General features: G+C 60.3%; 12 protein-coding genes. 4 read left to right on the top strand and 8 right to left on the bottom strand.

Annotated elements, in window-relative coordinates; genetic code table 11:
- Window positions 1-3 precede the first annotated feature (3 nt).
- Window positions 4-975, bottom strand: coding sequence for a 2-hydroxyacid dehydrogenase (locus ACZ9IM_RS19345; RefSeq protein ID WP_476224721.1), 972 nt, complete (start codon window positions 973-975; stop codon window positions 4-6).
- 347 nt (window positions 976-1322) lie between these two features.
- On the opposite strand from ACZ9IM_RS19345, the gene ACZ9IM_RS19340 reads away from it, so the two are divergent.
- Window positions 1323-2603 (top strand): serine/threonine transporter, encoded by a 1281-nt coding sequence (locus ACZ9IM_RS19340; RefSeq protein WP_476224720.1) that lies wholly within the window; start codon window positions 1323-1325, stop codon window positions 2601-2603.
- Window positions 2604-2854: 251 nt separating this feature from the next.
- Here the strand turns inward: ACZ9IM_RS19340 and acnB are convergent, their stop codons facing one another.
- On the bottom strand, window positions 2855-5455 hold the full coding sequence (gene acnB / locus ACZ9IM_RS19335; protein WP_427626269.1) for a bifunctional aconitate hydratase 2/2-methylisocitrate dehydratase: 2601 nt from the start codon (window positions 5453-5455) through the stop codon (window positions 2855-2857).
- Between the two features lie 407 nt (window positions 5456-5862).
- Here acnB and ACZ9IM_RS19330 point away from each other — a divergent pair, with 407 nt between their 5' ends.
- The gene (locus tag ACZ9IM_RS19330) at window positions 5863-6333 is read left to right on the top strand and encodes a DUF1289 domain-containing protein (RefSeq protein WP_007906319.1); all 471 of its coding nucleotides are present in this window, start codon (window positions 5863-5865) and stop codon (window positions 6331-6333) included.
- A 104-nt stretch (window positions 6334-6437) separates the two neighbouring features.
- Here the strand turns inward: ACZ9IM_RS19330 and ACZ9IM_RS19325 are convergent, their stop codons facing one another.
- On the bottom strand, window positions 6438-7301 hold the full coding sequence (locus ACZ9IM_RS19325) for a universal stress protein (protein ID WP_427626232.1): 864 nt from the start codon (window positions 7299-7301) through the stop codon (window positions 6438-6440).
- A gap of 161 nt (window positions 7302-7462) precedes the next feature.
- On the opposite strand from ACZ9IM_RS19325, the gene ACZ9IM_RS19320 reads away from it, so the two are divergent.
- A complete protein-coding gene (locus ACZ9IM_RS19320) occupies window positions 7463-8071 on the top strand; it encodes a MiaE family protein (RefSeq protein ID WP_008010271.1) in 609 nt (202 codons plus the stop codon).
- 129 nt (window positions 8072-8200) lie between these two features.
- Here the strand turns inward: ACZ9IM_RS19320 and ACZ9IM_RS19315 are convergent, their stop codons facing one another.
- The 4 genes from ACZ9IM_RS19315 to ACZ9IM_RS19300 form a co-directional block, all read right to left on the bottom strand.
- Entirely contained in the window at window positions 8201-8689 is a 489-nt protein-coding gene (locus ACZ9IM_RS19315) for a GFA family protein (RefSeq protein WP_476224719.1), read from the bottom strand.
- Window positions 8690-8811: 122 nt separating this feature from the next.
- Window positions 8812-9429, bottom strand: a complete 618-nt coding sequence (locus ACZ9IM_RS19310) for a DNA-3-methyladenine glycosylase family protein (RefSeq protein WP_427626231.1) — start codon at window positions 9427-9429, stop codon at window positions 8812-8814.
- A 75-nt stretch (window positions 9430-9504) separates the two neighbouring features.
- Entirely contained in the window at window positions 9505-10317 is an 813-nt protein-coding gene (locus ACZ9IM_RS19305) for an isocitrate lyase/PEP mutase family protein (RefSeq protein WP_476224718.1), read from the bottom strand.
- 45 nt (window positions 10318-10362) lie between these two features.
- Complete coding sequence (locus ACZ9IM_RS19300; RefSeq protein ID WP_476224717.1) at window positions 10363-11445, bottom strand: bifunctional transcriptional activator/DNA repair enzyme AdaA; 1083 nt, start codon at window positions 11443-11445, stop codon at window positions 10363-10365.
- Window positions 11446-11571: 126 nt separating this feature from the next.
- On the opposite strand from ACZ9IM_RS19300, the gene ACZ9IM_RS19295 reads away from it, so the two are divergent.
- Window positions 11572-11985, top strand: a complete 414-nt coding sequence (locus ACZ9IM_RS19295; protein WP_476224716.1) for a VOC family protein — start codon at window positions 11572-11574, stop codon at window positions 11983-11985.
- Window positions 11986-11988: 3 nt separating this feature from the next.
- On the opposite strand, the gene ACZ9IM_RS19290 is transcribed toward ACZ9IM_RS19295, so the two are convergent.
- Window positions 11989-12609: a LysE family translocator gene (locus ACZ9IM_RS19290; RefSeq protein ID WP_476224715.1), complete on the bottom strand. Its 621-nt coding sequence runs from the start codon at window positions 12607-12609 to the stop codon at window positions 11989-11991.
- Between the last annotated feature and the right edge of the window lie 260 nt (window positions 12610-12869).

Below are 12869 nucleotides of genomic sequence, written 5' to 3'. Positions count from 1 at the left end.
CCTTTAATGAGTGTTGCGGGCGGCTGCCGACGGCGGCGGTAAAGCGATGGGGGTGAGTGCCGGTTGACCGGAAAAAAACGCCGTCAGGTTTTTGCCGACCAGTTCCACGGTGCCTTGGGTGGCCTCCGGGGACAACCCGGCGACATGCGGGGTCAAAATCACGTTGGCCAGTCCCTTGAGGGCGTCCGGCACCTGGGGTTCGTTATCGAAGACATCCAGCGCGGCGCCAGCGATCCGTCGTTGTTCCAGCGCGCTGATCAGGTCCGCCGTGACGATCACGCTGGCCCGCGCGATGTTGACGATAAATCCGTTAGGCCCTAAAGCGTCGAGTACCTGCCTGTTGATCAAGTGCTGAGTACCGAGCCCGCCGGGTGCGGCAACGATCAGAAAATCCGAATGGCGTGCCAGTTCGGTCGGCGTCGAGCAAAAGCTGTAGGGCACGTCGCTGCGATGCTGGCGGTTGTGGTAACTCACGCTCATGTCGAAGCCGTTGGCGGCACGTTTGGCGATAGCGATGCCGACGGCACCGAGGCCGAGGATGCCCAGGCGTTTGCCGGCCAGGGAAGGGCGCATGATTTTCGGCCACTCGCCCCGACGCACGGCAGCATCGGCCCGAGGAATATCGCGCACCAGTGCCAGCAGCAACGCCATGGCGTGGTCGGCGACGGAAGAGGCATTGACGCCGGCCCCATTGGTGACGGTGATACCACGGTCGGCGGCGGCTTGCAGGTCGACGTGTTCGTAACCGGCCCCGATCACGCAGATGATCTTGAGGTTGGGCAGGGCGGCAATTTCGTCGGCACGCAGGCCCAATGGACCGCGCGTCAGCACCGCATCGATTTGGCTGCCCTGTCGGGCAATGGCGGTGGCGCGCTCGGCCGGGGTCGGGGCCAGGATCAAATGAAACCCCTGATGTTCGAGAATCGGCAGGTATTCATTGATGGTTTCAACCAGTACCAGAACAGTTGCGGTCATGCTGGGCTCCTGTGGGCAGCGGAATGTCGGGGGTTGAGCGTCGCTTCAGGTTGCTGACTCCAGAGCGGTTTGGCAATGGTCAGGGGCTTTGGCTCCCGGTGTCGGAGCTGACGAAGCCTGCGATCCTTCTAATGACAACACTAGATCAGAGCGGGGCAGATGGAGAGGATTTGTTGCCATAGCGCCAGCTGCATCTGATCCGCATAACCATTCCTCAGCTAAGTCTTTGCTTCTGTTGATTAATCCCGGACAATCGCGCCCCTGTTTCGGCCAGGGCGCTGCCTGTCGGTTTTTTCCGACTCGTCCTGACCGGGTGGCAAGTGACCGGAAAGCGGAGATCCGAGCGGATGAATGATCAGGCCAATAGCGTCGACGAACGCTATGTAGCGGCGACACCAGCGACTCTCGAAAGCTGGAATCGCCATGACACCACCTGGATGCTGGGCCTGTTTGGCACGGCAATCGGGGCCGGTACCCTGTTTTTGCCGATCAACGCGGGGCTGGGCGGCTTCTGGCCGCTGCTGATCCTGGCGGTGCTGGCATTCCCTATGACGTTTTACGCCCACCGTGGCCTGACCCGCTTTGTATTGTCCGGCCGCGAAGGCGCCGACATCACCGAAGTGGTGGAAGAGCACTTCGGCATCAAGGCCGGCGCGTTGATCACGTTGCTGTATTTCTTCGCGATCTTCCCGATCCTGCTGATTTACAGCGTAGCCCTGACCAACACCGTGGGCAGTTTCCTCGAACATCAACTGCACATCATGCCGCCACCGCGCGCCGTGCTGTCGTTCGTATTGATTCTCGGCCTGTTGGCGGTGGTGCGTTGCGGCGAACAGGTGATCGTCAAGGCCATGAGCCTGATGGTGTATCCGTTCATCGTCGCGCTGCTGTTTTTGGCGGTGTTCCTGGTTCCGCACTGGAATGGCGGCATCCTCAGCACTGCATCCACGCTGCCTGAGTCGTCGGCGCTGCTGCACACGCTATGGCTGGCGATTCCGGTGATGGTGTTCTCGTTCAACCATTCGCCGATCATCTCGGCGTTCGCGGTGGACCAGAAGCGTCGCTACGGCGCGCATGCCGAAGAGCGCAGCTCGCAGATCCTGTCCCGTGCCCACCTCTTGATGGTGGTGATGGTGCTGTTCTTCGTCTTCAGCTGCGTGCTGACCCTGTCGCCGGCGCAACTGGCCCAAGCCAAGGCGCAGAACCTGTCGATCCTGTCGTACCTGGCCAACCACTTCAGCAACCCGACCATCGCCTTCGCGGCGCCGTTGATTGCCTTCGTGGCCATTTCCAAGTCGTTCCTGGGCCACTACATCGGCGCCAGCGAAGGCTTGAAGGGCCTGATCATCAAGAGCGGCAAACGCCCTGCACCGAAGACGCTGGACCGCATGACCGCGGCGTTCATGCTGGTGGTCTGCTGGATCGTTGCGACCCTGAACCCGAGCATTCTCGGCATGATCGAAACCCTCGGTGGCCCGATCATCGCGGCGATCCTGTTCCTGATGCCGATGTACGCAATCCGCAAGGTTCCGGCGATGGCGCGCTTCCGTGGTCAAGCCTCTAACGTCTTCGTGACGGCGGTTGGCCTGGTGGCGATTTCGGCGTTGATCTACTCCCTGACCGCCTGAGTGCCGATCTTCCGGGCACGCTGAATACCCTGTGGGAGCGGGCTTGCTCGCGATGATCGTTCCCACGCTCTGCGTGGGAATGCCTCAAGGGACGCTCCGCGTTCCAGCTCTCGAAGGGGACGCGGAGCGTCCCGGGCTGCATTCCCACGCGGAGCGTGGGAACGATCAGTAACGATAAGGCGGTCTTCCTGAAGGCATAAAAAAACGCCGCTCATCTCACGATGGGCGGCGTTTTTTATTGCGTTGTAACGTTAGGCTTGAACGACCGGGATGTTGGCGTTCGCAGCAGCTTCACGGAACTCGGCGATCTGGTCGAAGGACAGGTAGCGGTAAACGTCGGCCGCCATGCTGTCGATCTTGCCAGCGTATTCCATGTACTCCTCGACGGTCGGCAGGCGACCCAGGATGGACGCAACGGACGCCAGCTCGGCCGAAGCCAGGTAGACGTTCGCGCCGTCACCCAGACGGTTCGGGAAGTTACGGGTCGACGTCGACACCACGGTGGAGTTCGGCTCTACACGTGCCTGGTTACCCATGCACAGCGAGCAGCCTGGCATTTCCATGCGTGCACCGGCCTTGCCGTAGATGCCGTAGTAGCCTTCTTCGGTCAGCTGGTGAGCGTCCATTTTGGTCGGCGGCGACAGCCACAGACGGGTTGGCAGCTGACCCTTGACCTGTTCCAGCAGTTTACCGGCAGCGCGGAAGTGACCGATGTTGGTCATGCACGAGCCGATGAACACTTCGTCGATCTTCTCGCCAGCAACGCTGGACAGCAGACGGGCGTCGTCCGGATCGTTTGGCGCGCAGAGCACAGGCTCTTTGATGTCGGCCAGGTCGATTTCGATGACTTCAGCGTATTCGGCGTCAGCATCGGCAACCATCAACTCAGGGTTGGCGATCCAGGCTTCCATCGCTTGAGCACGACGTTCCAGGGTACGCACATCACCGTAGCCTTCACCGATCATCCAGCGCAGCAGGGTGATGTTCGATTGCAGGTATTCGGTGATCGATTCTTTCGACAGCTTGATGGTGCAACCGGCAGCCGAACGTTCGGCCGAGGCGTCGGACAGCTCGAAAGCCTGTTCGATGCTCAGGTTGTCCAGGCCTTCGATTTCCAGGATGCGGCCGGAGAAGGCGTTCTTCTTGCCTTTCTTCTCGACGGTCAGCAGGCCAGCCTGAATCGCGAAGTAAGGAATGGCGTGAACCAGGTCACGCAGGGTGACGCCCGGTTGCATTTCGCCTTTGAAGCGCACCAGGATCGATTCCGGCATGTCCAGCGGCATTACGCCGGTGGCAGCGGCGAATGCGACCAGACCGGAACCGGCCGGGAACGAAATGCCCATCGGGAAACGGGTGTGCGAGTCACCACCGGTACCGACGGTGTCCGGCAGCAGCATGCGGTTCAGCCAGCTGTGGATGATGCCGTCGCCCGGACGCAGGGAAACACCGCCGCGGGTCATGATGAAGTCAGGCAGGGTGTGGTGGGTGGTCACGTCGATCGGCTTTGGATAAGCCGCGGTGTGGCAGAACGACTGCATCACCAGATCAGCGGAGAAGCCCAGGCACGCCAGGTCTTTCAGTTCGTCACGGGTCATTGGACCGGTGGTGTCCTGGGAACCCACGGTGGTCATCTTCGGTTCGCAGTAGGTGCCTGGACGCACACCGGCTACGCCGCACGCCTTGCCGACCATTTTCTGCGCCAGGGTGAAACCCTTGGTGCTTTCGATCGGGGCATCCGGTTTCTTGAACAGGTCGAACGCTGGCAGACCCAGTTCGGCGCGAGCCTTGTCGGTCAGGCCACGGCCGATGATCAGCGGAATACGACCGCCGGCACGGACTTCGTCCAACAGCACCGGGGTCTTCATTTCGAAGGTGGTGATGACTTCGTCGGTACCGTGCTTGCAGACTTTGCCAGCGTGCGGGTACAGGTCGATCACGTCGCCCATGTTGATGTTGGTCACATCAAATTCGATTGGCAGTGCGCCGGCATCTTCCATGGTGTTGTAGAAGATCGGAGCGATCTTGCTGCCGAAGCAGAAGCCGCCAGCACGCTTGTTCGGCACGTAAGGAACGTCGTCGCCGAAGAACCACAGCACCGAGTTGGTGGCCGATTTACGCGACGAACCGGTACCGACCACGTCACCGACGTAGGCGATCGGGAAGCCGCTGTTGCGCATTTCTTCGATCTGCTTCATCGGACCGATGGAGCCTTGCACGTCCGGCACGATGCCGTCGCGAGCCATTTTCAGCATGGCCAGGGCGTGCAGCGGGATGTCAGGGCGGGACCAGGCATCAGGAGCAGGGGACAGGTCGTCGGTGTTGGTTTCGCCAGTCACCTTGAACACGCGCAGGCTGATCTTGTCGGCCAGCACAGGGCGGTTCTTGAACCACTCGCCGTCGGCCCAGGATTGCAGCACGCCTTTGGCGTGAACGTTGCCGTTCTTGGCGCGTTCAGCGACGTCGTGGAAAGCATCGAACATCAGCAGGGTGTGCTTGAGTTCTTCGGCAGCCACTGGCGCCAGTTCGGCGTCGTCCAGCAGATTGACCAGCGTCACGATGTTGTAGCCGCCCTGCATGGTGCCGAGCAGTTCAACAGCGCGTTTCTTGTCGATCAGAGGGGATTTGGCTTCGCCTTTGGCGAGGGCAGAGAGGAAACCGGCCTTTACATAGGCCGCTTCGTCCACGCCTGGCGGAACGCGATTGGTGATCAGGTCAACGAGGAAGGCTTCTTCGCCAGCCGGGGGATTCTTCAGCAGCTCGACCAGGCCTGCAGTTTGTTCGGCGTTAAGCGGCTGGGGAACGATACCCAGTGCTGCACGCTCTTCGATATGTTTGCGGTAGGCTTCAAGCACAGTTATTACCCTCATCAGTGGTCCCAAATGGGTGTCCGGGACGCTCATCCCGAAATTGCCGTACTCATGCGCTGCGTGGCGTTGTGGGCCGCTTAGCCAGAATTACCGGCAATTCCTTACAGAAGCTGCTTTCAAAGTTTTACGCCTGCAGAACGGGGAGCTGATGAGGGTTGGCGTCAGGTTTTTCACCGCTGAAAAACCCTTCGCCAACACCGCTCTGAAGGAACGACTGTGCTCGTGACGCTTTGAAAACAGCTTCTAACGGACATTGGCGCCTTAAAAGGCTGGCTGATTCTACGGCAAAAAAAAATTAAAGGTAAGTTAGCCCCAAAATTTTGAGGGGTGATGAATGTTAGACAAAGGGCTAACATGCCGACCTGTTCTGCTTTCCCGTGTTTTGCCTACCTATGCCCAATCAGACCATCAAGACCCCCTGCGTCGGCCTCTGCTCCACTGTTTACGGTGATCTGGTGTGCCGTGGCTGCAAGCGTTTCCACCATGAAGTGATTCACTGGAACGGTTACAACGAGGAAGAAAAACGCGCGGTATGGCTGCGTCTTGAGCAATTGTTGTCGCAGGTGATGGCCAGCAAGGTAGAGATTTTCGATCCCGCGTTGCTGCGTCTGCAGCTGGAGCAGCGCAAGATCCGTTTTGTGCCGCATCAGTCGGAATATTGCTGGGCTTATCAGCTGATCGCCCGGGGTGCGCGGGTCATCAACAATCTGGAAGCCTACGGGATGGTGCTGCTGCCGGAGTTCCGCGACTGGAACCTGCCGGAATTGCGCGATGCCATTGATCGGGAATTTTTCCTGCTCTCGGAAGCGCATTACCAGCGCTACATTGCGCCGGGTTTCCTCAAAGACGCCTTCGGCGCCTAAAAGCATCGCGAGCAGGCTCGCTCCCACAGGGGATTTGTGAACGACACAGATCCAATGTGGGAGCGAGCCTGCTCGCGATGGCGTCCTGCCAGGCGCCACAAATCTCAATGCTGGGTTACGATCTCCTCCAGATGATCCATGACCGTATCCGGCTTGAGCACCAGCACATCGCTTTCCAGCGCATCCAGCACCACTTCCGCCGTATTCCCAATCAACGCCCCGGACAACCCGGTCCGCGCCACGGTGCCGATCACCGTCACCGATACCCCCAGTTTATGGGCCATGTACGGAATCAACACATCCGCCGGGCCTTCCTCGATATGCAGATGGTCATCATCAATATCGAACTCGGCCTGGAACGCCTTGCACTGCTCGCGGTAACTGGCTTCGATGGTTTCCTTGAGCTGAAACGTCGGGTCGGCCGCCGAGAGCATAGGCGATGGGTGAGCGCTGATCACGTGTAAATGGGCCTTGGCCAGGCTGGCGATGTCGTAGCCATGATCGATGATGCTAGCGTGCAAGGTACGGTGTTCGCCATCGATGTTGCCGACATCAATGGCCGCCAGAATCACGCCGCCGGTCCAGGGTTTCGAGGTTTTCACCAGCAGCACCGGAGTAGGGCAATAGCGCAGCAGTTTCCAGTCCGCCGGGGTCAGCAGGGCTTTTTTCAGCGGGCTGTCAGCGAAATGCTGCTTGATCACCAGCCCGCAGCCTTCGGCTTGCTGCACATCGACGATGGTTTCGTGCAGGCTGTCGTTCCAAGCCTGTTCGGTGGTGACGCTATAGCCGTCCTCCAACAGCGCTGCCTTGAGCACGCCGAGCATGCCAGCGTGGTCGTGCTTTTTATCGCAGACCAGCAGGTGCAGATGGGCCTGGGTCACGCCAGCGATCAATTTGGCCCGTTTGAGCGCCAGGCTTTCCGAGTGTTCGGGTTCGATGACCACCAGGATGCTGCGAATGGCTTGCATGATCGGGATCTCCATGAAGATAAAAAACACTGCGTTGGACAACTATAGTTGCTGGCCGGCATTCGGCGACTTGATGCATATCAACGGTTGGCGTCTGGTGGTCTGTCGGCAGGCCGGTATAATCGGCGCCCTTCGTTTTGTACCTTTTATCCGTGAGCCCCATGATCCTTCCCGAAATTCACGAATTCCTTGGCTGCCGCACGCCCGATGGCTGGGTCCAGGCCGCGCTGGCCGATCAGGAAACCCTGCTGATCGACCACAAAAACTGCGAATTCAAGGCGGCCAGCACGGCGTTGAGCCTGATTGCCAAATATCACTCCCACGTCGATCTGATCAACCTGATGTCGCGTCTGGCCCGGGAAGAGCTGGTGCACCACGAACAGGTCATGCGCCTGATGAAGAAGCGCAAGATCGAGCTGCGTCAGCTGTCCGCCGGGCGTTACGCCTCGGGGCTGCGCAAAGTGGTGCGCAGCCACGAACCGGTGAAGCTGGTGGACACGCTGGTGGTCGGCGCCTTCATCGAAGCCCGTAGCTGCGAGCGTTTCGAGGCGTTGGTGCCGCATCTGGATGAAGAACTGGGCAAGTTCTACTTCGGTCTGCTGAAAAGCGAGGCGCGGCATTTCCAGGGTTACCTGAAACTGGCCTATCAGTACGGTGACGCCAAGGACATTGCCCAGGTGATCGACAAGGTTCGTGACGCCGAGCAGGCGCTGATCGAGTCGCCGGATGTGGAGTTTCGCTTTCACAGTGGTGTGCCGGTAGCGGCGTGAAGATCAAAAGATCGCAGCCTGCGGCAGCTCCTGTGGAGCGGGGGCATCAGCTCATTCACAGGTGTACACGGTCGGCGCAGGAGCTGCCGCAGGCTGCGATCTTTTGATCCGGCTTTGTCGTGAACGGGCTTAGCGGCTCAAACCCAGGCGCTCATGCCACTGGGCGATGGATTCTTCTGGATAGACGTCGAACTGCTGGTCGCCCGGATGCGCCTCGACCTCTACCCACGGTGCTTTGGAGCCGAGCATCAGATGCGTGTGTTCCGGTGGTACCGGCAACGGGGTATCGATGGCCGAGGCAAATGGGTGAATCAACTCTGGCCATTCAGGGCTGAACAGCCATAGTCCTGAGCCGCAAACGGAACAGAAATGCCGCTCGGCGGTGCTGCGGTGGGCGCGTTTGTCACCTTTTTCCTTGAGCCACGCATGGTAAATCGAGATGTGCTTGCGACCGCGCACCTTCAGGCTGGCGGCATCGCCAGCGATGTTGATCGCATAACCGCCACCGCCCTGGGTCTTGCGACAGATTGAGCAATAGCAGCGTTGATAAGGGTAGGGGTGGGCGCTGGTCAGGCTGAACGACACCGCGCCGCAATGGCAGGAGCCTTCGAGCTGCATGGGGCCTCCAATGGGGTTGGGATGACTCAAGACAGCCTAGACGGTCAGTGTTCCTGGACTTGAATTTATGCTGGATGTGCCGGCGCTATCGCGAGCAGGCTCGCGATGAACGATAACGCGGTCTACCGGCCGGGCACCCGCCACAAATACCACGCCGCCGCTGTCCGATATGGGCTCCAGGCCAACCCGATGTCAATCATCTGCTTACGAGTCGGCTGTACTTCCAGCCCCTTGAGCCGCCGATAACCCTCACGCACGCCAAAGTCATCGGCCGGTAAAATGTCCGGCCGCTCCAGGCTGTAGATCAGCAGCATTTCCACCGTCCAGCGACCCACCCCGCGCAAGGTAATCAAGCGCTCGATCAACGCTTCATCGTCCATGGCCAGGGCGGTGGCGTAATCCGGCACCACGCCGTCCAGCGCCGCCTGAGCAATGCCCTGAATGGTCGCGATCTTGCTGGCGGAAAACCCGCAACCGCGCATCTGTTCGAAGTCTGTCGCCAGAATTTGCTCGGGTCTGGGAAAGGTGATTGAAGGAAACAACGCCAGCAGCCGGCCGACAATCGCATCGCCGGCCTTTGCATGCAGTTGCTGATAGGCAATCGCCCGTACCAGCGACTCGTAAGGATCGCGGGCCGCATGGGGCTGATGCAGGCAGGGGCCGATGGCGCTGATGTGGCGTTGCCAGTCGGCGTCGAGGGCCGAGAGAAATTCGCTGGCCAGTTGATAGGTGTCGGGCATGGAGCATCCTGAAGCGCGGGTGACTGCGGGGGAGATTAGCCCTCACCCCGCAGCGCCGCACTCCATTGCTTGCGGTCAAACTTTGCCGGTGGGGGCCAGCAGGGCGTTCACTTGGCCATAAGTGAAGGCCTTGAGGTCGCTGCTATCGAGTTTTCCGGTTTCCAGAAAGCTTTTGGCCACCGACGCCATGGCGCCGTAGAGGAATTCGGCGATGCTCGAGCCGGCGCTCAAACGGCGCACGCCGAGGGCTTGCAGTTCTTCAGGAGAAGGCAGGCCCGCGAAACCCAGCACATTCACCGGCAGCGTCGTGCCACGGCACAACGCTTCAATCTCATACGCCGCCGTGACGCCCGCCGCGAACAGCCCGTCGGCACCGGCGGCCTGATACAACGCGGCCCGCTTGAGTGTTTCTGCGACGCGATCTTCGGCCGGCACCAAGCCCTTGAGATACACGTCGGTGCGAGCGTTGATAAACAGCTTCACCTCCCGGCGATCGGCGACCTGTCGAGCGATTTCGATCTTGCGGGCCAGCAGCTCGGGCGGCGAAGCACCGTCCTCGATGTTGATCCCCACGGCACCGGCAGCAATGACGGCGTCGATCACTTCCGCGACCCGATCCAGGTCATCGGAATAACCGGCCTCAATGTCCACGGTCAACGGCACCGTGATGACTCGGGCGATGGATTCAACGGTGGAAACGAGACGTTCAAGCGGCAAGGTATTGCCATCCGGGTAACCGTGAACCCAAGCCACCGCCGCGCTGCTGGTGGCGACGGCCTTGCTGCCCAGCTGTTCCACCAATCGCGCCCCGGTGGCATCGGCGACGTTGGTCAGAATCAGCAGGCCGCTCTGGTGCAGTTGGTGGAATTGATTGTCGAGTGTGTCCATCGAATGTCCTTCCTTATGACTTTCTGAAAAGAAATGGCGCAGTGATCAGAACGCGAGTTGTTCGGTGATTTGCACCGCGGCGCTTTCCAGCCTGAGCAGAAACGCCTTGCGCGGTTGTCCTCCACCATAGCCGGTCAACGAGCCGTCTGCACCGATCACCCGGTGACAGGGCAGGATAATCGCCAAGCGGTTTTGTCCGTTGGCCAGGCCCACGGCGCGACTGGCGCCGGGCTTGCCGAGTTGCGCGGCGATGGCGCCATAAGTAGTGGTCTGGCCGTACGGAATCCTCATCAGCTCGGCCCACACTTGCCGGGCGAAAGCGCTGCCGGGCAGGTGCAGTGGCACGTTGAATTCGGTCCGTTTGCCGGCGAAGTATTGCGCCAGTTCTGCTTCGATTTGCTGCAAATGCCCGTTGTGTCCGGGTGCCACGGCGTAGCCATGACGGTTTTGCAATTCTTCGATTTCCTTGGTCAGTGCCGGTCGATCGAGAAATTCCAGCAGCACCAGCCCACGCTGTTCGGCCATGGCGATCATCGGCCCCAGTGGTGTGGTCAGCCGGGTGAACAGCAGTGGTTCGCTGTGGGCGGCGCGGCCGGGCGTGATATGGAACGACTTTTGAAACGCATCGCGAAAGCCGCTCAGGGATTCGTAGCCGGAGTCGAACGCAGCGTTGTCGATGGATTCGCCCTGTTTGATGCCACCCAGGGCGATGCCCAGGCGCCGGCTGCGCAGCCAGGCGTGAAAAGTCATGCCGAAATGCTGCTTGAACCAGCGGCGCAATTTCAGCGGCTCGATGCCCTCGGCGAGCAATTGGGCGTCGGTCCAGCGCAGGTCGGGGTCGGCGTCCACGGATTTTAGCAGCCGCTGCACCCAGTCCGGCGCGATGGCCGCGGCGTCCAGTGGCTTGCAACGCAGGCAGGCCCGATAGCCCGCCGACATCGCCTCATCGGCATGGGCGAAAAACTCGACATTTTCCGGCTTTGGTTTGCGCGCCGTGCAGCCGGGGCGGCAGAAAATGCCAGTGGTTTTGACCGCGGTAAAGAACACCCCCTCGTAGGCGGTGTCGCGTTCGAGCATGGCGCGAACCATCTCGGCGTGGGGCGGAAGCACAGCGTTTTGTAGGTTCATGGGCTGAGCATATGCCGCGTCGTCCAGCACCTCCACCGGAAAATCGACAGTGAATTTTTGTGGCCCTGAACTACAGTCATCGGGTCACCGGTAATGCTGTAAACGATATTTACAGGAATCCACCCCATGCAAGCGTTCACAATCAAACACATCGATCACATCGTCCTGCGCGTCGAAAATCTCGAGCGAAGTATCACTTTTTACGGTGAGGTACTCGGCGCCGAACTGGTCAAGCGCCGCGACGATCTGGGCCTGGTGCATTTGCGTGCGGGCACCTCGATGATCGACCTCGTCGACATCCAGGGCGAACTCGGCCGCAAGGGCGGTGCTGCCCCTGGCCGCGAACAGCGCAACGTCGATCACTTCTGCCTGCGCATCGAACCGTTCGACGAGGAAGCGCTGGTCAGTCACTTGCAGTCCTTCGGCCTGACCCCCGAGAAAGCCGCCGTGCGTTTCGGCGCCGAAGGCCACGGGCTGTCGATCTATTGCTTCGATCCGGACGGCAATCAGGTCGAACTGAAAGGGCCGTCCCAAGGGTAAAGTTCAGGCCCGTTTCGCCATCAACAACACCGAAGCCGCCGCCGACAACAACCCCGCGCAGCAACGGTTGAAAATCCGCTTGCCCCGTGGTTCGGCGAACCAGCGGCGCATGTGCAGGCCCATGTAGGCGTAGGCGCTGATGGCGATCCATTCCAGCATCAGGAACAACGCGCCGAGCACGACGAATTGCGCGGCAATCGGTCGAGTCGGGTCGACGAATTGCGGCAGGAATGCGGTGAACAGCAAAATAGCCTTGGGATTGCCCGCTGCCACCAGAAACTCCTGCCGCACCAGAGCGACAATTCCAATTGGCGCGCCGATCACAAGCTGCTCGGCCTCGGGATTGGCGCGCCACAATTGCCAAGCCAGGTACAACAAGTAAGCGGCGCCGATGATCTTGATCGCATAAAACAGCCATTCCGAGGTTTGCAGCACCACCGACAACCCGGCGGCGGCCAGGGCGATCATCCCGGCAAACGCCAACAAACGACCGACGCCGGCCACACAGGCGCGACGATAGCCATAACGGGTAGCGTTGCTGACCGACAGTAGATTGTTCGGGCCGGGAGCCATGTTCAGGGCGAAGCAGGCCGGGAGAAACAGGGTGAGGGTGGCGAGGTCCATGACGACGGCTCCAGTTACGAGAACCGTATTTTTATCATGAGTGACGAGTGGGCCGGCCCATACAGCGGTGAACGCAAATCGCCATACACTTGTGCCGGCTTGGTTAGCGCTAATGTCAGTCGGTTAGCGCAGTCCATGTGGGAGCGGGGGGGGGGGGGGGGGGGGGGGGTGCGTGAGGATAGTTATTTTAATGGGGAAAGGAGAAGGGCGGGGGGACCGCCCCCCCCCCCCGGGGGCGCGGAAGTCGGCTGGGGGGGGTT

This window comes from Pseudomonas sp. TE12508 (assembly GCF_056279485.1).
This window is presented reverse-complemented; position numbering and strand designations above follow the sequence as displayed.